General features: G+C 31.5%; 19 protein-coding genes. 13 read left to right on the forward strand and 6 right to left on the reverse strand.

The window, feature by feature from the left end:
- The first annotated feature begins 3 nt into the window (after positions 1-3).
- The 12 genes from DHU68_RS02255 (at position 4) to DHU68_RS02310 (ending at position 14272) form a co-directional block, all read left to right on the forward strand.
- A complete protein-coding gene (locus DHU68_RS02255; RefSeq protein ID WP_108821329.1) occupies positions 4-1059 on the forward strand; it encodes a Wzz/FepE/Etk N-terminal domain-containing protein in 1056 nt (351 codons plus the stop codon).
- Positions 1060-1173: 114 nt separating this feature from the next.
- Positions 1174-2682: a hypothetical protein gene (locus DHU68_RS02260; RefSeq protein ID WP_255412416.1), complete on the forward strand. Its 1509-nt coding sequence runs from the start codon at positions 1174-1176 to the stop codon at positions 2680-2682.
- A 4-nt stretch (positions 2683-2686) separates the two neighbouring features.
- On the forward strand, positions 2687-3838 hold the full coding sequence (locus tag DHU68_RS02265) for a Coenzyme F420 hydrogenase/dehydrogenase, beta subunit C-terminal domain (RefSeq protein ID WP_108821330.1): 1152 nt from the start codon (positions 2687-2689) through the stop codon (positions 3836-3838).
- 25 nt (positions 3839-3863) lie between these two features.
- On the forward strand, positions 3864-5021 hold the full coding sequence (locus tag DHU68_RS02270; RefSeq protein ID WP_108821331.1) for a hypothetical protein: 1158 nt from the start codon (positions 3864-3866) through the stop codon (positions 5019-5021).
- Entirely contained in the window at positions 5005-6096 is a 1092-nt protein-coding gene (locus DHU68_RS02275) for a polysaccharide pyruvyl transferase family protein (protein WP_108821332.1), read from the forward strand. Before DHU68_RS02270 ends, DHU68_RS02275 begins: the two co-directional genes overlap by 17 nt.
- A complete protein-coding gene (locus DHU68_RS02280; protein WP_108821333.1) occupies positions 6093-7250 on the forward strand; it encodes a glycosyltransferase in 1158 nt (385 codons plus the stop codon). The genes DHU68_RS02275 and DHU68_RS02280 overlap by 4 nt, the downstream gene beginning before the upstream one ends.
- Before the next feature lie 5 nt (positions 7251-7255).
- Positions 7256-8215, forward strand: a complete 960-nt coding sequence (locus tag DHU68_RS02285; protein WP_108821334.1) for an ATP-grasp fold amidoligase family protein — start codon at positions 7256-7258, stop codon at positions 8213-8215.
- Between the two features lie 8 nt (positions 8216-8223).
- The gene (locus tag DHU68_RS02290; RefSeq protein ID WP_108821335.1) at positions 8224-9129 is read left to right on the forward strand and encodes a glycosyltransferase family 2 protein; all 906 of its coding nucleotides are present in this window, start codon (positions 8224-8226) and stop codon (positions 9127-9129) included.
- Positions 9130-9135: 6 nt separating this feature from the next.
- Entirely contained in the window at positions 9136-9882 is a 747-nt protein-coding gene (locus DHU68_RS02295) for a WecB/TagA/CpsF family glycosyltransferase (RefSeq protein WP_108821336.1), read from the forward strand.
- A gap of 22 nt (positions 9883-9904) precedes the next feature.
- The gene (locus DHU68_RS02300; RefSeq protein WP_108821337.1) at positions 9905-11632 is read left to right on the forward strand and encodes an acyltransferase family protein; all 1728 of its coding nucleotides are present in this window, start codon (positions 9905-9907) and stop codon (positions 11630-11632) included.
- 294 nt (positions 11633-11926) lie between these two features.
- Positions 11927-12931 carry an acyltransferase family protein gene (locus DHU68_RS02305; protein WP_108821338.1) on the forward strand — a complete coding sequence of 335 codons (1005 nt, stop codon included), beginning with the start codon at positions 11927-11929 and terminating at the stop codon, positions 12929-12931.
- Positions 12932-12949: 18 nt separating this feature from the next.
- Positions 12950-14272, forward strand: a complete 1323-nt coding sequence (locus tag DHU68_RS02310; protein ID WP_108821339.1) for a UDP-glucose/GDP-mannose dehydrogenase family protein — start codon at positions 12950-12952, stop codon at positions 14270-14272.
- Between the two features lie 501 nt (positions 14273-14773).
- Here DHU68_RS02310 and DHU68_RS02315 read toward each other — a convergent pair.
- Entirely contained in the window at positions 14774-15418 is a 645-nt protein-coding gene (locus DHU68_RS02315) for a peptidase MA family metallohydrolase (protein WP_160111047.1), read from the reverse strand.
- Between the two features lie 490 nt (positions 15419-15908).
- On the opposite strand from DHU68_RS02315, the gene DHU68_RS02320 reads away from it, so the two are divergent.
- The gene (locus DHU68_RS02320; protein WP_108821341.1) at positions 15909-17501 is read left to right on the forward strand and encodes a hypothetical protein; all 1593 of its coding nucleotides are present in this window, start codon (positions 15909-15911) and stop codon (positions 17499-17501) included.
- Between the two features lie 43 nt (positions 17502-17544).
- Here the strand turns inward: DHU68_RS02320 and DHU68_RS02325 are convergent, their stop codons facing one another.
- The 5 genes from DHU68_RS02325 to DHU68_RS02345 form a co-directional block, all read right to left on the reverse strand.
- Positions 17545-17949, reverse strand: coding sequence for a hypothetical protein (locus DHU68_RS02325; protein ID WP_160111048.1), 405 nt, complete (start codon positions 17947-17949; stop codon positions 17545-17547).
- Between the two features lie 100 nt (positions 17950-18049).
- Positions 18050-19609: a vitamin K epoxide reductase family protein gene (locus DHU68_RS02330; protein ID WP_108821343.1), complete on the reverse strand. Its 1560-nt coding sequence runs from the start codon at positions 19607-19609 to the stop codon at positions 18050-18052.
- 168 nt (positions 19610-19777) lie between these two features.
- The gene (locus DHU68_RS02335) at positions 19778-20611 is read right to left on the reverse strand and encodes a glycosyltransferase family 2 protein (protein WP_108821344.1); all 834 of its coding nucleotides are present in this window, start codon (positions 20609-20611) and stop codon (positions 19778-19780) included.
- Between the two features lie 44 nt (positions 20612-20655).
- Positions 20656-21357, reverse strand: coding sequence for a glycosyltransferase family 32 protein (locus DHU68_RS02340; protein WP_255412417.1), 702 nt, complete (start codon positions 21355-21357; stop codon positions 20656-20658).
- Positions 21358-21372: 15 nt separating this feature from the next.
- Positions 21373-22797 carry a DUF6734 family protein gene (locus DHU68_RS02345; RefSeq protein WP_108821345.1) on the reverse strand — a complete coding sequence of 475 codons (1425 nt, stop codon included), beginning with the start codon at positions 22795-22797 and terminating at the stop codon, positions 21373-21375.
- Between the last annotated feature and the right edge of the window lie 123 nt (positions 22798-22920).

Consider the following 22920-nt stretch of genomic DNA (forward strand, 5'->3'; position numbering starts at 1 on the left):
GTTATGATTGACAATAAAGAGGAAAAAGAAATAGATTTGTTAGAGTTAGCTCGTAAGCTATGGGATAACAAAAAATTCATTATTAAGGTAACTTTGATAGGGGCTATTGTAGGGTTGATTATTGCTTTTAGTATACCGAAGGAGTATACTTCAACTGTTGTTTTTACTACAAAATCTAATGATGCTAAAACTGGTAATATGGGGGCTTTAGCCTCTTTGGCAGGAATAAATTTTAGTAATATGGGGGCATCCGATGCTTTTTCTCCCGAACTATATCCCAATATAGTAAGTTCAACACCATTTATACAAGGATTGTATGATATTAATGTGAGTGATAAAAATTTAGGTGTAGATACAACTTTATATGGTTATTTATCCGATAAGCAGAAAAAAGCTTGGTGGACATATGTAATGGATATGCCTAATGCTTTTTTGAAGAGTTTTAAGGGTAAAAACGAAGAACTTGTTTCCGCAGAAAATAACAACTATCTTATTTCAGATGAAGAGATGAATGTTATAGAGAAACTAAGAAGTAGTTTTGAGATTAGCACAGAAAAGAAAACAGGAATTACTAAGCTTGAAACAAAAATGCAAAGTCCTATTATAGCAGCGTTCTTAGCAGACACTCTAACATCTTACTTACAATCATATATTATTGAAGAAAGGACGAAGAAAGCTAAAGCCGATTTTACAAATACGCAAAGATTATATAATCAAGCAAAAAATGACTACTACTTTGCCCAACAAAATTTGACATCCTTTATTGATGCAAACAAAAATCTTATATCTGCTAGATATAGACTAAATCAAGAAAAGCTTCAGAATGAGGTTGCTATTTCTTATTCTGTTTATACACAGATGGCGCAACAACTTCAAGTAGATAAAATAAGGGTACAAGACTACACTCCTGTATTTACTATATTACAACCTGCTATTCAATCAATTTACCCATCAGGGCCATCAAAAAAAATGATCCTAATTGCTGTTGCTTTTTTAGCTGCATTGACATCTTGCGTATTTATTTTAAGAAAGGATCTATTAAACATTATAAAAAGTTAGATGTGCCTAAAGTAAAACTAATGTAATAAAATCTTAGGGTAGCTAAAATCCTTTGCTAGTAAGATATTCAGATTAATTGAAAATAAAGAAGTGTCAGGAGCGAAAAAAATTTTATTGAATACTTCTGTATTATATGGGAAAATGATTGTAACAATCATTATTTCTCTTTTTACGGTTAGAATAGTATTAAATGCGCTAGGTAGTTCAGATTTTGGCACATATAATTTAGTTGCAGGAGTCATCGCTATATTGTCTTTTTTGAATACTGCTATGACTGTGTCTACTCAGAGATACTTATCCTTTTATCAAGGGAAGGATGATCTGGAATTACAGAAAAAAATATTTGGGAATAGCCTTTTTTTGCATATAAGCATAGGTATATGTCTTTTACTTACAATGCAAATTATTGGCTTATTATTATTTGAAGAAGTATTAAACATAGAGTCCAATAGAATATTTGCTGCTAAAGTTGTATACCAATGTATGTGTGTTGCTGTATTTCTGAATATACTCTCTGTACCTTTTATTGCCTCAATAAATGCACATGAACAAATGCATTGGATTGCTATAGTAGACATTGTAGAAGTCATGCTTAAATTTATTGTCGCATTAATGTTAATGTGGGATATAATCGATTTTGATAAACTGATTTTCTATGGATCAACAACAATGGCTATTAGCTTAATTGCATTAGTTCTGTATATGATTATTAGTCTAAGTTTATATAACGAATGCTCTTTGAGAATTAAAGGATATATAGACAGGATGACTTTAGCGAAAATGTCTTCTTTTGCTGGGTGGAATCTTTTTGGTTCGCTATGTGCAGTTGGGAGGTTGCAAGGTGTAGCGGTTGTACTAAATGTGTTCAAAGGAACAACAATTAACGCTGCTTATGCAATATCTAATCAAGTATCAGGACAAATGTATTCCTTCTCTGGAATGATGATGAGAGCTGTAAATCCTCAAATAATGAAGAGCGAAGGAGCTGGTGATAGGAAACAGACACTTAGATTATCTATGACTTCATGCAAGTTTGGTTTTTTCTTATTATCATTTTTTGCCATACCATGCTTATTTGAGATAAATACTGTACTCTATATTTGGTTAAAGAATATACCTGATTATGCAATTTCATTCTGTTCTCTTACACTAATAACGACAATAATAAATCAACTGACAGTAGGCTTACCTTCAGCTATTCAAGCTACAGGGCGAATCAAAGGATATCAAAGTATCGTAGGATCCATATTGTTATTAAATGTACCCCTTGCCTATATATTATTAGCTGTTGGCTTAGATCCGATTTTTGTTCTTGTCGGTATGATGTTTGTAGAAATTGTCGCAGCATTATTCAGAATATATTTTGCAAAAAAAAATGTTGGATTATCAATATATGGGTATTACAGCCTAGTCCTAAAAAAAATTACTATACCAGTTATAATAAATATTTCCTGCTGTCTGTTAGTGGTTAGTTCCACGACAGTAGAATATCGAATATTAATCACAGTCCTATTTTCTGCTATGGTATATGGTATAAGTATTTTCTTGTTCGGTCTGGACAAAGAGGAAAAAATATTTCTGTTGTCTTTAATTCAAAAGATATTAAGAAAAAGAAAAATGTGAGCGTATGATAACAATAACTAATAAAGAAAATTGTTGCGGATGTAATGCTTGTTTACAATCTTGTCCAACGGAATGTATTGAAATGGAAGAGGATAAGGAAGGCTTTTTGTATCCGAATGTGAATATATCTTTATGTATAGATTGCAATAGATGTGAAAAAGTATGTCCAGTTATTAATCAAGGACAGTCGCGTTTGCCACTTATGGTATATGCCGCTAAAAATAAAAATAATAAAATTAGGTTACAGAGTACTTCTGGCGGTGCTTTTTCTAGTATTGCAGAATATGTATTGAGTAATGAGGGTATCGTTTTTGGAGCTAAATATGATAAAGATTGGAATGTTGTACATGACTACATAACGGATATATCTGATTTATCTTTGTTCTATGGTAGTAAATATGTAGAGAGCAAAATAGGTAGATCGTATGAAACAGTCCAACTTTTTTTGAAAAGCGGAAAACTCGTTTTATTTACAGGTACACCATGTCAGATTGCAGGACTTAATACCTTTTTAAGAAAACCTTTTGAGAACTTAATTACTGTTGATATTATATGTCATGGGGTTCCGAGTTCGAAAATATGGAGTAAATATTTAAAAGCAAGACAAAATGGGAATTTACAAAATATAGTATGTATCTCTTTTCGAAATAAAGATTTCGGTTGGAGTTCGTCTTCATTCAAAATTTTAACTAATGATAATAGCGATTCTTGCATAAAAGAGCCAAGTGGAACAAGTTTATTTCTAAAAGGTTTTTATAGGCACTTATATTTAAGACCATCTTGTCATTCTTGCCCAAGTAAATCGTTGAAATCTCAAAGTGATATAACTATAGGTGATTTTTGGGGGATATCATCTTTTCATTCAGAATTTAATGATGAAAAAGGTGTCAGCTTAGTTTTAGTCAATTCAAAAAAAGGAGAGCAAATATTCAATATACTTAATTTAGACATAATATCTTCAGAATATAAAATAGCATTAGCAAAGAATCCTTCAATAGAACAATCATGCCTCCCAAATAAGAATAGAGATAAATTTTTCAATGAATTGAATTCTTTAGATATTATTACATTATTGAATAAATATACAAAACCCTCTTTTAAAGAAAGGGGTAGGTCATTTCTTAGAAAAATTACAAGCTGTTTATTGGAAAAATAGTATATCTCTTTTTTAGGATAGCTTTATGAAAGTAATTATAAACATATTAGTAATAATCTTATGTACTAAATTTTATGGGGCACTTCCTGCTCCAATCAACTTACTTACGCTAGCTGTTGCTTTGGTATATTCATTGAATGTGTTTAAGAAGAAAGCTTTGTTTAAAAAGGGGATTACTCTGCTTTTCATCGGCATTATTATAAATGCTATCTCGGCCAAATATTTCAGAGATCAAGATATGCTTCAAACACTATCTGCAACAGGTAATGTTTTCTATATTTTACTGTATTTCTTCTTTTTGAAGATAGATTGCTCTTTAAAGGACTGTGAGAAAATTATTTTAATCTTAGGCTATGTCTTTTGTTTTTGCTACATTATACAATATATAGTTTATCCTTTTCCATTATTTGATGGGGCTACATTTTCTTATACAGAAGATGTTCGAATACGTTTGACTGGTCAAGCAATCTTATTCCTCTCATATTTTTATGCATTAAATAAATTTCTTATAAAGCCAAATATTAAATATGCAGTATTGATTATTCTATCGGGTATAGTAGTTTTATTGATGGGCTTTAGGGTTATGTTATTTCTTTTATTTATTCTAAGTCTATTTTTAATATATAAAATTAATGGTTTGACCCTAAGAAGCCTATTGTATATTTTTTTAGCAGGGATATGTGTATTTATATTATTGCAAATCCCAGAATTTCAGGACAAAGTATTAGCAATTTTAGAAAGGCAAGAAAAAGATAATTTTGACAATGAGGATTATGTCAGAATCCTTAATATTAATTACTATTTAAATGAACATTTTCATTCTGGATGGGAAATGTTCTTTGGCTCAGGAACTCCGAATGATTCATCAGAGTATGGAATATATATGAAAAATATAGCAAAAAATGACGGGTATATTTATGAAGATATAGGCTTGTGGGGGTTAAGTTGGGTTATGGGAATTATACCTATCTTTGCGATGTTACTATATAGTATAAAGGCAATAAGGTTAAAAAAGATGATAGAATATAAATATTTAAGTCTCTTTTTCTTATTCCTAATATTGAGCTCAATATTATCGTCTGAATTTTTCAGGACAGGAAATTTTGTAATTCAGGCTTTTGCTCTTTATATTATTGATAAACATACAAATGAAATAAAAAATATAAATGGAACAGACAACTAGAAAAAGAATAGGGATACTAACATTTCACTGTGCGCGTAATTATGGTGCTGTTTTGCAAACATATGCATTGCAAGAGTTCCTTAAATCACAGAATAATGAGGTTGATATAATTAATTATACCCCCTCCTTTCTTCAATTAGATCGTAAGCTATATTCAAAGAAAACTTTCAAGGATAGATCTATGCTGGGAAAGATAAAACAATTAATCGTCTCCCCTCTTACTTATTCGAAAAAAATAGCAAGGGCTAGAATATTTGCGTTATTTTCAAATAAAAACTTAGAAGTGAAAGATATTGACTCAAATATTATATATGACCTTGTAATTGTTGGTAGTGATCAAGTTTGGAATCTAAATTTAACTGAAGGAGAGGATCCATTTTATGGGGGTGAGACAAATAAAATATCTCGAAATCGTTTGATCTCATATGCGGCTAGCATTGGTCATTGTCCTATTAATGCTTCGAATTGTCAAAGTTGGAATAAATATTTAAATAATTTTGATGATGTATCTGTTCGAGAATATTCTTTGGTTGAAATCTTCGAGAATATTTCACATAAAAAGATTTCAAATGTATTAGATCCAGTTTTGCTTCTTGGACAAGAAAAGTGGGATAGATTAATTACAGATTCTATAAATGAAAAATATGTGCTAGTATATCAAATTTATTCAAATAAGAATGTCATAGCAATTGCTAATAAACTAGCTAATGAAAGAGGCGCAAAAGTTATAGAGCTCTCGTCGAAGGTCGATATATACACAAAGAAGAGTAAGAAAGAGAATGTATCTGTTGAGCAATTTTTGGCATATTTTAGGTATGCAGAATGTGTTGTTACGACCTCTTTTCATGGTACTGCATTTAGCATAATTAACAGAAAACCTTTTTATACAGTAAAAATGGGAGAAGGAATTGATGCCAGAGCGAGTGATTTACTCAACTCTTTAGGTTTATCAAACCGGTTAATAGAGAAATCAGATCGTCCAACCTTTCAAGAGGTTAATTATTCGGAAGCTGAAACTTTATTAGACAATCAGCAAGCCAATTCGATAAATTTTTTATTGAGAAATATTAAATGAATATTTTATTTTACTTTGAAACAACTATTAACCCTGTTCTTGGTGGTGTTCAGAGAATTACTTATTTTCTTAGTAAATTCTTTGAAGCTAATGGGATTAGTACTTTTTTCCTTTCTGCGAGGAAAAAAGGCGATGTAATATTATCTAATCAATATCATCTTCCCATAGAAACAAGGGTGAATATAACTCAGAATGAAGTATTCTTTAAATCTCTTATTCGAGGAAAAAAGATTGATTTAGTAATAAATCAGTCTTCAATTAACCCTAGAGAAAGTGCTGATATTGTATTTTGGACAAAACAGTTAGATGTAAAAACAATCTCAGTATTCCACAGTACTTTAGATGGAATGTATGGAGTTAGAGGTGGCCATTTGAATTTTATAAAAACAATACTGCCTTACGGTAGCTTTATGGCTAAAATTGCGGATTTAATGCTAATACATTTTTTTAAGTACAAGTATTCTGAACAATATGAGAAAATAGGAAGAAATAGCGATGCTATAGTTACTTTATCTGATAAATTTAGAGATGAAGTTTCAATCTTCACAAAAAGTGAGGTTGACAAGGTTAGAGCTATTCCTAATCCCGTAACAATTAAATATCCAGAAATTGATATGGAGAAGGAAAAGACATTACTCTTCGTTGGACGTTTGTGCACTGAGAAACAAGTTGATATATTGGTTAATATTTGGAATAAAATATATAAAGATTTCCCAGATTGGAATCTGAAAATTTTAGGCAATGGAAGTAAATATTCAGAAATCAAAAATTTAATATCAAAGTTAGAAGTAAAGAATATAGAACTTTTAGGTTTTCAACAACCAGAGAAATATTATGAAAAGGCTTCTGCTTTTTGTCTGACTTCAGCCTATGAGGGTTTTGGGCTAGCTCTAGTAGAAGCAATGGCGTATGGGGTAGTCCCTATTGCTTTTAATAGTTACCCAAACGTCGTAGATATTATCGACGATCAAAAAAATGGTTATCTCGTAATGCCTTTTGATCTGGATGAGTATGCAGAAAAATTAAAAAAAATAATGAAAGATGATAGCTTGAGGAATGAAATGGCAAAGTCAGCTAAAGCTAAAAGTTTAGAGTTTAATATAGAGAGTATTGGTCACCAATGGCTTAATCTGTTTAATGAAATTTTGAAATAAAAGTAATGTTTGCAATATTAAAGAAGAAGCTTAAAAATAATGTAACGATTAAACATCTAGTATGGAAAACGAAGGCTATGTTGAGCCGCCTACTCTATACTGATAAAGAATTTTTGTTTAAAAAATATAGACAAACCTATGGATATTTACCCAACATAGAATGCCCTAAGCTATTTAATGAAAAATTACTATGGACTCAGTTGAATTACAGAGACGATCTATATGCCAGATGTGCAGATAAGTATGCGGTTAGAGCTTATGTACAAGAGAAAGTTGGAGAGAAGTATCTCATAAAATGTTTAGGAATTTATCGTAAATGGGAAGAGATTAATCTGGATTCATTGCCAAAATCTTTTGTGTTAAAAGCTACACATGGATCAGGTTGGAACTTTCTTTGCCCTGATAAAGCAAGATTAAATATAAAGGATTGTAGGAATGAGATAAATTATTGGTTGTCTACAAACTACTATGTTAAGAATAGGGAATGGAATTATAAATATATTGAACCAAGGGTGATATGTGAAGAATTTATTGGTGAAGAATCCGGAACTCCTCCATTAGACTATAAGTTCTATTGTTTTAATGGTGTTGTTAAATTTGTTCAGTTATGTATTGATCGGTATGAAGGTGAACAAAAACACAATATTTATGATACGGATTGGAAGCAGATCAAGAATGTCAGAACGACAATGGAGCAGGATTTCACTAGGGAATATAAAAAGCCTGAGAAATGGGAAGAGATGCTTGAGATCTCGCGAAAATTATCAGAGGACTTCAACTTTGTGAGAGTTGATCTTTACTACATTAATAATATAATATATTTTGGAGAATTAACTTTCTTCCCTGGTGGTGGTATATATACTCATTTTTCACCAAATTCTTTTCATGCTGAGATGGGTTCTTGGCTAACTCTTCCTGATAGGAATATTGATGTATGGAATGAACCAAATATATATATTGATTGATAATAACTATGGTGACATTTTCAATAATAATTCCTCATAAGAATTCCACGAAGTTGTTGGATAGATTATTAAGTTCTATCCCCGATGTTGATGATATTGAAGTTATTGTAATCGACAATAATAGTACTAAAGAAGAAAAGGAGAAACTTCGTAGTATAGAGACCCGAGGGAATGTTATTCTTCTTGAAGATGATTCAGGACTAGGTGCTGGTAAAGCACGAAATGTAGGATTAGAAAGAGCGAAAGGAGAATGGATAATCTTTGCTGATGCAGATGACTATTTCTCTTCAGACATGTATTCATTAATAAATAAGTATAAAGATACGAAATATGATATAATATATTTTGATACTTATAGTATTTATAATGAGTCTGGGAATGAAGCATATAGGCATCAAAGATATTCGAATTTAGTACATGATTTTATTAATAAAGGCGAGGAAGATGCATTAAGGTATTATTATACTCCACCTTGGGGAAAAATGATACGACGAAAAATCGTTTCTGATAATAAACTTGTATTTGACGAAGTGATAACATCGAATGATATCTATTTTTCTCTTACATCGGCATTCAGAGCAGGGAGTATTGCGGCCTGTTCAAATGTCCTATATATAATCACAGTCACTGCTGGAAGTCTAACTAATACATTTAGTCTAAAACATTTCGATGCTCGATTAGAAACAGCTTTAAAAGCGAATTGTTTTTTGCGTAAAATTGGGAAAAAGAAATATCAGCAATCTGTTTTGTACTTTATAGCAAAGTGTCCTAAATTCGGATTAGGATATTCTCTTAGTGTATTTAAAAGATTAATACAACATAGATCAAATATTTTTGTCGGATTCTCTAAGTTTTTTAAATATAAATCAGTATTGAAAGAGAGAGAAAATAGAAAATATTTAGTAAAGAGTTAATGTTCTATGGACAGGAAGAGAATTTTAAATATTAGTATAGATAATATATCAGAACAAGAACTTCTTGAGAAATTAACAGAAGGTTTTGTTGTGACTCCAAATGTTGATCATCTCGTGAAGTTGCAAAAAGACAAAGAGTTCTATGATGTATATGAATCAGCAGATATAGTTATTTGTGATAGTAAAATCTTAGCATTGGCTTTTAAATTTTTAGGTACTCCAATAAAAGAAGCTATACCTGGTTCATCTTTTTTTTCTCATTTTTATGAATATCATAAGGATAATGAAAATCTAAAAGTTTTTTTATTGGGAGCTGCAGAAGGAGTAGCACTAAAGGCTCAAGAAAATATTAATAAAAAGGTAGGTAGGGATATTATTGTTGGAGCGCACTCTCCATCCTATGGTTTCGAGAAAAATGAAGAAGAATGTATGCAGATAATCGATATAATAAACTCTTCGTCGGCTACAGTATTACTTGTAGGCGTGGGTGCTCCTAAACAAGAAAAATGGATATATAAGTATAAAGACAAACTACATAATATTAAAATATTTTTGCCATTAGGCGCTACAATTGATTTTGAAGCTGGTTATGTAAAAAGAGCTCCTATAATATTTCAAAAGTTAGCTTTGGAGTGGCTATATCGAATATGTCAAGATCCTAAAAGGTTGATAAGTCGATATTTAGTTGATGATGTGATTTTCTTTAAGTATTTAATTCAGCAAAAGTTAAAATTATATCGGAATCCCTTTTAGGCCAATTAATATATGACAAACTATGGAATATAGAAAAGATATCCAAGGACTTAGAACAATTGCTGTTTTATTCGTCTTCATTTTTCATCTTAATTCAAACTGGTTACCCGGTGGATTTATTGGAGTTGATATTTTCTTTGTAATATCTGGCTACCTGATATCCTCCATTATTTTATCGAAGTTAGATAGAAACAAATTCACGTTTATAGACTTTTATAAAAGTAGAATAAAAAGAATCATTCCGGCATACTATTTTCTATTACTTATAGTGGCTGTCATAGGACTCTTTGCCATAATCCCACCAGAGGTTGGCTCTTTTAGAAAATCGCTATTTTGGTCATTACTTTTCAATTCAAATAACTATTTTGCTACACTAGACACCTATTTTGGTACTGCAAACATAGAGAATCCACTTCTGCACACCTGGACATTAGCTGTGGAAATGCAGTTTTACTTATTTTTACCTTTAATTTTATTTTGGGTAAAAAGAAAATGGTTACTCCCTTTAATTACTGTATTTACAATAGCTTTATTTGCATATTCCTCTGTTGAAATATTCCTTAATAATAATCAACAGACTATGTATTATTCTTTATTATCACGTACTCCCGAATTTTTCATGGGGGTACTTATTAGTCTGATTCCTGCTTTTAAAACAAAGAAACCTGAAAAATACTCATTCCCTTTAAGCTTGGTTGGGCTAGTGTTATTATTTAGCAGTGCCTTTATTTTGAATGGAGAATCAGATTTTCCAGGTTTATATGCCATTGTTCCTTGTTTGGGTGCAGGTTTGCTGATCGCTTACCCTAGCAATTACATTCAAAAGATTCTATCCCAAAAGTATATTGTATATATAGGAGAGCTATCGTATTCAATGTATTTGTGGCATTGGCCAATTATGGCATTTATAAGATACTATTATAATACAATATCATTATCCTTTTTACAATATGGGATTGTCATTGTACTAACTATTTTATTATCTCTATTCTCTTATTATACAATAGAAACACCTCTGAGAAAGAAAAAAGATAGGAAGTTTATTATATATCTAGGAGGTATGGCTATTCTTTGTTGTGGGTTAATCCTAACTATACCCAAAGCAAGTAAGAAAATTTCACCAATTCCACTAACATATATTATGCCTTCTTTTGGTTTGGAATCGCATGGGCATACTTTTAAAGGAGTAGGGATATATGGTGATTCAACAGCAAGTAATGATAGCATACTGTTAATTGGAGATAGCCATGCTTCAAATTTCTCATGTTACATGGATTATCTTGGTAAAAAGAATCACTTTGCATTCAGAAAAATAAGCAATAACTCCTATCCTTTAATTCCAGAAATAGAGAGCGAAATATTTGGAAAAAAAGAACAAGGAGGCTATACGAACTATCTTAAATTAATTGAATATGCCAATAAAGAGATAGCCAATAGCAAGATTATCTTTTTGCAATATTTTGCGAAACATAGTGAAAAATGGGAAGATGAAGTTTGTTCCCTTATTGATAACCTTAAAAACGATCAGTATCTTATATTAGTTTCCGATTTTCCTGAATTAGATAAAAATCCTGTTAGAGAAAACAGAAATTATATAAAGGACAAGAGTAGAGAAAACAAATATAAAGTGACTTGGCATAAACCAACGGAAAAAGTGATTAATTATATAGCATCTAGTCCTAATGCGTTTACTTGGATTTATCATATACTAAGGTCTTTGACAATGCTCCATTTTATAATGATACGCTGATATATTATGATGTGAATCATGTAAACGTATATGGAATGAAATTGTATGCACAAGATACTGAAAATGAGTTTGTCAAATTGCTTAACAGTCTGAGATAAACTATAAAGATGGTTATTAATGTGACAACTTTTATTTTTCTCTTGTAGTACGGATTAAAAAGTACGAATTATGCAATTGCGTGAATAGCTATCATCTAATGTGAAGTAGTAGTTCAAAATAGAAAGCTTTGTTGATTTCTAAAGTATGATTACTAAGGGTTTTATGATAAAAGATGAATAATAAAATATTTGAATTATGACTCAGGATAATACTACTCGTGTAGAGTGGGTTGACTTAGCTAAAGGTATAACAATACTTTTAGTTGTTCTTGGACATGTACTAAGAGGATTAGATTCTGCTAATCTTATTAATGACCAAGCTACATGGAACATTGATATTGATAGAATAATATATAGTTTTCATATGCATCTGTTTATGATATTGTCTGGACTTTTTTTTGTCAAAAGCATACATAAATATGAGCCGATAGGACTTCTGAAAAATAAAACAAAGACAGTTTTATACCCTTATATTGTATGGTCAATTCTTCACACAGCTATAGAAGTAGTTTTGTCAAATTTTACAAATGGGAATATTCAACCCGATACACTTCTAACATGTGTTTTTATTCCTAGAGCACATTTTTGGTTTCTTTTTGCGTTATTTTTTATTAATTTAATTAATATAATCTTTTATACTTTATTCAGGAGTCATTGGCTTATTCTCTCTTCTGTGATGGGGGGGATATGTTATTTTCTTTCTTTAGATTTATCTATTTTCACGGCAACATTCAAATTCCTCTTATTTTTTAATATTGGGATAATTGTTTCTACAACGATATTTGACACTAAAACAGTAACAATACTATCTAAGAAAAAATATTTAATTTTATCTCTACTTATGTTTATTATAATTCAAAGTTTGAATTTATCTAGCAGTCTTACTTATTATACAGTATTTAAGTTTATTATTGCTATTATAAGCAGTCTTTTCTGCATCATAGGGTCACTTGTTTTATCAAGCTATATGAGAAATATTTTTGCTAGGGGAATTAAACTTCTTGGCGAAAATACAATGTACATATATATTATGCATATATTGATAACAGCAGGGATAAGAATATTTTTAATTAGGATTGATGTAACAAATGTTTATATCCATGTAATACTAGGGACAATCATAGGAATTGTAATTCCTTGCCTTATTGCGATTAAATTTAGAAAGAATAAATACTTCGATATATTGTTTAGGTTACCATAAATAAAAATTAATATAATAATGAAAATAGTAATAGTAGGAACAGGCTATGTCGGATTAGTAACAGGGACTTGTTTTGCAGAAATGGGAACAGATGTTACTTGTGTTGATATAGATGAAAAAAAAATAGAGAACCTCCGAAATGGAATTATTCCAATATATGAACCCGGACTAGAAGATTTAGTGAAAAGTAATTATAAGTCAGGGCGGCTAAAATTCGCTACCGATCTTTCGTCTGTTGTAAATGATGTAGATATAATTTTCTCTGCAGTAGGAACTCCTCCTGATGAAGATGGAAGTGCTGATCTACGTTACGTATTAGATGTGGCACGAACTATAGGACAGAATATAAATAAATATATCGTTGTAGTGACGAAAAGTACTGTACCTGTAGGAACAGCTCAAAAAGTCAAGTCGGTAATACGAGAGGAACTTGACAAAAGAGGTAAAACAGATATTGAGTTTGATGTTGCTTCTAACCCTGAATTCCTGAAAGAAGGTGCTGCTGTTCAGGATTTCATGAGACCAGATCGTGTAGTCGTTGGTACCGAATCAGAAAAGGCAAAAAAAATGATGGAAAAACTCTACAGCCCTTTTATGCTGAATAACTACAGAATTATATTTACAGATATTCCATCAGCAGAAATGATTAAATACGCTGCTAATGCTATGCTTGCAACTAGGATAAGCTTTATGAACGATATTGCTAACCTTTGTGAGATAGTAGGGGCAGATGTCAATATGGTGCGCAAAGGTATAGGTACTGATACTCGTATCGGAACAAAGTTTCTTTATGCAGGATGTGGATATGGTGGAAGTTGTTTTCCTAAAGATGTCAAGGCGATTATCAAGACTGGAGAAAAATATGGTTATAAATTAGAGCTGCTTGAAGCTGTTGAAAATGTAAACGAACGTCAAAAGCATATTCTTTTTCAGAAACTGATGGATTATTATGACGGGAATATAAAGGGAAAAACAATCGCTTTGTGGGGACTATCTTTTAAGCCAAAAACAGATGATATGCGTGAAGCTCCTTCTTTAGTATTAATAGATCAAATACTAAAAGCAGGAGGTAAAGTGAAAGCATACGATCCTATTGCTATTGAAGAGACTAAGAGACGCATAGGTGATACTATCGAGTATGCCAAGGATGCGTACGATGCTACAGTTGATGCTGATGCCATATTATTGGTGACCGAATGGAATGAGTTCAGGCTTCCATCATGGAGTGTTATAAAGAAGACAATGAAAAAACCTGTAGTTTTTGACGGACGAAATATATATAACAAAAATGAGCTCAAAGATCTTGGTTTTGATTATTCAGGTATCGGAATAAGTATTTGATAAAATAAATGTATAAAGAGATTCATTGACAAATGAGTCTCTTTTTGTATCTTTGAATGAATAGGAATTTCCCAAAGCAATTCCTTGCAAAATACTGCGAAATTTAGGTGATTTTTTAGGGATTACCACCAGAAGGAGGAATGATATAAGCTTGAATTAAAGCATTATATATTTATGGTTCGATTCCTGGTGGCACCACTTAAATAAAAGTTAAGCATCTATTTGTGAGATGTTTAACTTTGTTGCTTTATGCTATGTGTGCAACAGGAGTGCAACAATGTGAATGTTTATAATCTGTGGGGTCTTAACCTTTTTCTCTAGTTTTGTTTTATGCAAAGAGGTTATGAATTATTATTACCTCAAGAGTTATTCGATTACTTTTCAATTATTGGGTAGAGGATGGAGATACCATCATTCTTCATTTAGATAGGCCATATAAACTCTGAACATAACTCTTTTTGATGTCAATAACATTTCTAGAATGTTAAATTAAAACAGAATCTAATAACATCCCTCTTCAAATTTGGGCCAATTAAAGTCAATAGGATTTGGATATTTTTGACTTAGCTCATTGTTAATCTGCAAAATCAGTTCCTCAAATGTGAGTCCGATTATTTCTTCAAACTTTCCCATGCCACTCTGCCATAGAAGTTTTATTTTTTCCACTCCATAGTTTTGTATTAGGAATTCCACCATATAAGCTGTTTGGTTATAACTAATCTTACTATATGTAAAATCAGTCATTAATGAAGTGCTATTTATTAGCTTATTAGAATATAGAAAAGCAGTATATTTTTCTTCAAAAAGATACCCATCACACTCAGCCTTAGGATCAGCATAGGTAGCCAAACCTTCATTCAACCATTGAAGGGGTAGCCCACCTTCTGGTATTCCCCATTTGCACATTGCTATCATATGCATCAATTCATGTTTCAAAGGAGATTTCTTCCCTCGATACAGACAGAAAATCATATTTCTATTCTCATTGTCTTCAATTAAAGAAATTTTACCAGCAACGTGTTCCCGAGTATACTTATACATTTCGTCAAGGTCTTGAACAAGTATTATGTCAAGAGAATCTATAAATTCTGTTTCTTTAATTATTTTGAGATTGTCTTCTATATAAGTGTCACACTTAGTTATCAATATTTCCCTTTTTTTAGGTTCTATGTCTGAGCTGATTATGAATCTGACATTTCGATGTTGTTTATAAATTTTCCCTTCAAAAATGGGTTCTTGCATATTCTTCCAACCATTGTTGTCAGGAATGGTACTGCAACTAATAAAGATTAGTGCAATAAAAAATGCAAATATTCTTTTAAAATCACACACCAAAGTCAACTTAAAACATAATCTAACCATTGCAAGTTAGTTATTTTTATTTTAGGGTAAATAAAAAGCCGAATAAAAAATCTTCGACTCTCATATTTGCTTTCAATTTAGTTTAAATTAATCTTACTAATGCCCACTTATAGGATAAATATGACTACCTATACCTATATTACAAACGTATAATGTTCTTTAATCTCTATATGAGGATAATAGGCAGATCTCTCTTTTTTATTCGGATAGTTAAATTGATATGATAATATAATTTCTTATCTTAGTTAATTGAAATCTTCATATTCTCGATAATATGAAAAAAATATTTGCATTACTCTGTTTCTTGGTCTTATTCTCTATCAACCTTGTAGCTCAAGAGTGGCAGCAGAAAGAATCAATATTCTTTAATAAAGAAAATAATATTTTCTTTATTGTAGATTCTACTATTAACAGTATCGAAAGGGAGGAAATAGTAGATAAGACTAAAACATATATACAAAAAGACTTGGAGTTACTGCAAGGGGATGATTTAACAGAACCTCTATCAATCTTATTTTTTGGTAGCAGGGAGGAAATGCATCTAAAAACAGGTAAGAGAGTATCTAGTTTTAGTATGCTTAAAAATAGTGGGAACCCTGTGTACTCTATAAATGTTGTATATGACTCTTTACATTGTCCATTAAACAGGGAATTAATTAAGATGATCATCTCTACTAAATGGGGGGATATGAAAGATAGTAAACTCATTTGGCTTAGAGAAGGCTTGTCGACTTATGCTACCCCCGAAGCTGATGACTGTAATAGTTATACCCTTGAGGATAAATATGCTTATCTATTACAAAATAATAAATTAATTGATCTGGAAGAATTTCCTGTAAATGAGATTTCTCCTGATTATAAAGCAGCCCGTATACAAGCCGCTTATATTGTTTCTCTTCTTTTAGAGAAATATGGAATAGAAAAGTTTAAAAAACTATGGCTTGGCGGAATGGATAATTTTGAAACAATATTTGAAGAAAGCCTTAATTCAATAATTCAAAAATTGAATAAAAATTTTGAGCAAAAATATAAAATACTTATCCCTATAGATTGGCAAACACTAACAAGTGACTGTATCTATCCACAACCTGACGACTGGTTATTTATATATGATCAAAACGGTCTTGGGAAATTAATGTCCAAAGAGGTTGATAGTATACAATTTATTATATCTTTAGACATAGATGTAGGCAAAGGAGATGAAATCGTTGAAAAGACAAAAGCCTACATTGCCCAAAATTTAGAATTAATCAATGAATCTGGATTAGAATCTTCTATGCATCTGGTTCTCGTGGATAGTAGAGAGGAGGTAGAAAAGGTATTAGGAGGTAAGCAAGCAGGGCTGGCTCAATTTAATGCAGAAGAAAAAATACATTCAATTGTTGCAGTATATAATGATCTGTTTCCGAGTGCTCTTAAGCACGAATTGATGCATGCAATATCTATTGAAAAATGGGGAAAACAAAGTCCTGATTTGTTATGGGTGGCTGAAGGCTTAGCTGTTTTTGCGGCTCCAGAAGCAGAAGAATGTACAGGCTATACTTTGGAGGAAAGATATGTTTACCTTTTACAACAGAACAAATTATGGGATGTAAATCATCTGTTTACTTCTTCATGGACCAGAACTGAATATACCCAAGCAGGTTATATTGTCAAATATCTAATTGAGAAATTCGGGATAAAAAAACTGAAAAAACTGTGGCAGACAGGAATGAAAGACTTTGAGGAAATTTATGGACTAAATTTTGAGGAAATAATAAATAATATAAATGAGAATCTTTATCAAAGATATCCCAACCAAATGGAGCTTGATTGGGATACTTTTAATGAGGATTGTATCGAGTTTTTTATTACTCCTAAGCAGTAAATTAGCAGCAAGAATAGACCTACTGCTAATTCTTTTATTGTCATCACATATTAAGTTTTGTACATTGCTTTGTTCTCCATGAATTAAAAGGCATATTAAATTGTTTGCATTGCCCTATTCCACCATCTGGCATTACACAACTATCATTTACATCTTTACCTTTACACGGATATTCATAATCATTCATTTCGATACATCGAAGATAATTCTGGCCGGCTCCCCCAAGACAAGCATATGTATAACAAGAAGCTCTCTCACTCCTATCACCCGTTAATCCAAGGCTCTTAGCACAATCTGCATCACTGGTACACTCATCAGGACATGGCCAAGCTTCCGATCCACTGGCTGATCCACTGGCAGATCCACTGGCAGATCCACTAGCTGACATTAGTTGCATACTGCTTAATGTTTCAACATCTTTTAATTTTAATTCTCTTAATTTACTCATTTTTGATTTTTGATTAATGATATTGTAGATTTTGTTTGCACGTGCTATCACTTTTGCCCTACAATTTAACAAAATGATATTCTTGATAATCTTTAAAAGTTTATTTTACAAAGTATAATGTTTCTTCGAGTTTATAATAATAAGGAAGTTCATGACCGTTAATCAGAACTGTCGGAGTTGCGTCTATTCCATTTTGTTCATTCCATTCTTTATGTTTGTAGTATTCTTCTTCTACTACCTTATTCGTAATATTAAAATCATATTTATTGAAAAACTGCTCTTTATTATATTTCCCCTCGTTGAACCATTCATTGAAGATTTCTTTTTTCTTTTCTAAAGTAATGTCAGCTAAATAAGCTGCAGTTAAAAATTTTGCACTTGATTCCAGATTAGGATTGAACGAAGTAAAAATGTATTGTACACAAATGTCGTTTCTTGCTATTCTTAATAATTTTTCAATTTGTTTATGTATCTCTGCACAAGGTGAACAATGAGGATTGGTTACAATGGAAATGAGCATTTTTGCTTCTTTATTTCCCAAAATGATTTTAGAAGTATATAAATCAACATTATAACGAGGTTGTTTCTTTAGTAATGCCTCAAATACTGCAGGCTTCATCCTTAGCTTGTTTACATCCTTAAGTAAGTATTCATATTTCTTATCACTGATGGCTTTGGGAAGATAAAGGCTAATAATGAGGAATGGTACTATATAGATAATTCCCAAAAGAAAAAATTCAGATATGATAATTGTAGGTACAGAAATATAGTTGAACGCTAGGTTAACGATAAAGGTTATCCATAATAATATTTGTACTATAAGGCACAGAGGACACCATTGTTTAGCTTTGAATCGCTGATACCAAACACTCCAAAAGCTGTAAGGAAGAGCACAGAGGTTGATTAAAGCCAAGTAGCTTACGAACTGAGGGAATAGCAGTACAATCAATAGATTAGAAATAAAGTAACTAAGTCCTACTTCGCTCCAACCGATTACTCCCATAAACTTTGCTGCGGGAGAATTTAACACATCATTGCAGCCTCCTTTCTTAAACAATGAGCATATTTTATCTGCATTACTATTGGGTATATACATTTGTTTTTGTATAAGCAGATATCCTATATATATGCCAATTACACTAATCGTTGTTAAAGATAATAGCCCCAAATTGGCATAAATTTCATTTGTAAGAAATCCAATCAGAGCCAATGCTGCTATACATACAGCTAGTAGATTTTTTCGTAGCAGATTAAAAGTTTGTTGAATATAGTTTTCTTTGTAATTGAGTTCGAACGTTTTTTCAGTTTTTTCAGATAAGAGAACTATTCCATTCCATACATTCATAAATTCGGAGATTGCGAATTCTCTCCTTTTCCCTTTTTGTATACAATATATTTTCTTATCTGTCAATTTATGGACTAAAGTAATTTCCCCATAGAGGGTTATAATGCAAGGGAGCTCGAGTGAGTAGATCTCATTCTTATCATTCATCTTTAAGGTTACATTCTCAAGGTTATACTCAGATAACATTTTCGTGAATTCGAATAGGCTATTTGGGTCAGGGTTTTGAGAGTAAAGCTTATTGATGTTCATCTGGGTATACTTGACTCCTAACTTTTTTAAATAGAGTTCAAGAATTTCTTTGTTTTTAATATTCATGATTCTGGTATTAATGTTTATTTTTCATTCTTCTATATAGATAAATTCAAAAAAAAATTATGCAGGAATATCGTCTTTCCAAGTTCCCATGTGTAGGAGGGCGATGTAGTTTCCAGAATGACGGCCTATTTCATTATGATATAGTAGCACACTTAAGGTATAAGCTTCTCATATGTCTCGGAATTCTACATATTCAACTATATTTTTTCGGCTGTTGTAAATCCTAATGTTGGTGTTTATATACTCTTTTCTAGTTTCACCTTGTACAGTGCTGTCTGCATTTCCAGTATGTTCATCCCTTGAGTAGAATAGCTTGTTACTGTCAGGAACATCCATGTAGGGAAAGGAAGTAAGTCCAGCATTATATATCCTATTAGATAGATCGGGATGTTCAAACCCCCGCCGACCAAAAAGAGGAGACATCCCTCCACACATATCTAAACAAATGCGTTTATAATAACACATACATCCACGTGTGTGGGAATAGGCTCTGATATTACTATCTGAATATATCAAAAGAGTATCGTTCAATTTAGGTTTGTTTAAGCCTCTATATTCTTCAAATATATAGTTAAGATGAGATTCACGGCTTTCAATATAAGGCTTGTACCAATCTTCTACCACTGGGCAACAATCATCATCAAACATAAAAAAGTGTTCACATCCTGCATTGTACAACAATTCAAAACACTTATTCTTAGCCCTCGCTATTCCCACATTCTGATTGAATCTATATGTAGCTTCCGGTACAGGTTTGTCGCTGGCATCATCTACCACTACAATTTTTGCATTGGCAGGGGCAAAACGTTGTATCTCTTCGTAGACTCTTTTGAAAATGTCGTATCTGTTGTGGGTTGTAATTCCAATACCTATGGATGGTATAACTTTGTGAGATGTAATACCGTCAATTTCCGTATTATTTCTTTTGGCAAGATTGGGAATGTTATTCTTAATATCTTTAAATTTCTGATGCAATGGTTTGTTTAAATTATCTATATTCATAATTTTGTTAATCTTAATTTAAATTCGTTTTATTCTTTTCCTTTTTACCGCCAATCCCCAAAAAAATAATGGACAGCATAAGCATTTTTAATTTTGCTTTGTAATTCTTTATTATTCATCTCTCCTCTTAAATATTTTTGAGATTCCCTGCAGTCAAAAGGACTGACAAGCTTATCAGAAATCAAAAAGATCTCTTCTTTTTCTTTTTGACTTAAACTATTATACAAATCAATGAGCATCCATGGACCAGCCGATGTGAATATTTCTATGTCTTTGGGTTTGTTGTTGTGCTTGTTCTTTTTAGAAAAAATAGTTTGTATTATTTTTTTCATAAACCAATGATCAGGAGTACTAAGCATAAGAGCACCATTGAGCATAAACTCTTGTTCTTCTCTGCTGCGGTGACTAATCGGATCAAGAGCGAAACAGCACTCTTTATTTTTAATTAAAGGTTCTATAGATAGAATTGATTCATAATCAAAATCGACATGCATCCCTCCTATTTTGTCTAAAATAAAATATCTAACAGCATCCCAACGTTGCATATCGTATGGGAATTCAATAAATTGCTTATAATATTCAGGATAGTTGTTAAGGACAAAATCATTTATTCGTTTGTCATCCCAAAATTCATACTTCCAATTTGGATAGTCGTTCTTCCAGGTTTCACTTAAAATCTGAAAATGTTCTGGTAACTCTTTTTCCCCACCCCATATTTGATGGATAATCTTCGGAATTTTAATCATAGTAATAAAGTTTAATTAATCTGTATATATCAATTTATTATAGAAAAGATACTCCAATGCGTTTAGCAACATATTGTATACGATTTTACTCTCATTTGTTATTTTGGGAGGAATAGATACTCTAATTTGTTCTAATAAAGATTCAAGTGTCTTTTCTTTATCTAAGAGGATAAGTAGATTGTAGCTCAAATCATCTATAAGAACTTCCTTATACCCTTCATTGAGAAGAACAGGGATGCAAACAATGTTAAAGTGATTAGAAAACTGATTTTGCTTCAACCTGTTTTTTGTAAACTCTTTTAATTCCTGAGGCCATTCTTTAGTGTCCTCGTAAATTGATAAGTGGGGATTTCGTTTTATTCTTGTAGATAACTTCTCATTTCTGTCCTTATTCATAAAGCTGAGATAATGGCATAGTTTTTGGTCCATATTTAATAATTCCTTATTCTCTAGCCCCTTCCACTCTATAGATAAATCTCTCAGAAAAAGATTATACTTTTTCATGCTTCTTAGTAATAGATTATTACCATAAAAAAATACATTTTGACTAGAATTATTTATACGAATATGATCCTGCGGGAATAGAGCTACAATTCTATTATAGTATTCCGGATACTTATTTAATAAGGTTCGACTTAGCAATTCACATATTCTATCGTTCCTTTTGTGCCCTCCTATTATATGCATTATTTGACTGTTTTCGAAAGAGTAGAAATCACAGAAGTCATTATAAGTGTAGCCATTATCATGGATATTTCGATCAATAATTGTATCCACTCTTTCCCCCTCTTTTTCTGCAAGACATGCAAATAGTATTTGCTCGAATAATATATTGTGATTTCCATCTATATTTTGGCAATAGGCTTTATCTATATTGTTCCCTTCAATAAAATCAAAAGCCTCTTGGCAATATTTTTTTATAAATTCAATATCATTTCCTCCGAATACCCCTGCATTATATGATGGTATAGATTCTCTTTCTAAACAGCTTCGCAAATATGGTTTAATATTAATCCCTCTTTGAAGGATTCTGTCCATGAATGTTCTATAGTAAGAGGTTCCACTCTCTTTGTTTTGGGCAATTAATTCTGTATATTGCAAATTCTTATTAAGCCCATTAGGCAGATAAACATCTCCGTCTACATGAATAAAAGGTTCTTCTTGAAAATAGTAAGTTAGTAATTTGGCATATGCCCAATGGTATTCATGACACTCTAAATTGTCGTACTGTTTAATAATTTTAGTATAGGGTAGTTGTAGTTTGTCTTTGAATAAAGTATAGCCGACTGAATCTGTATACATCACCACCTCTTCGAAGTTTTTCTTTAAAGTCAAGCAACTTAATGCCCATGACATTAGATGATATTGTGGATGCATCCATCCAAAGCTGTTTATTAATGGATCTTTGCGTCCACTCCAAAATGTTTGTACTGCTTTCATATTATTTGAGATATCTTAGATTTGTTCTTATAGATAAATTCCCAAATATTTGATTCACTTCTTAAACATAAAAATATTCTAATCTTTTGTTCTTTAACAAATGGACTTGCGAACTTTGTTTGT

The organism is Dysgonomonas sp. Marseille-P4361 (assembly GCF_900343125.1).
GTDB lineage: Bacteria > Bacteroidota > Bacteroidia > Bacteroidales > Dysgonomonadaceae > Dysgonomonas.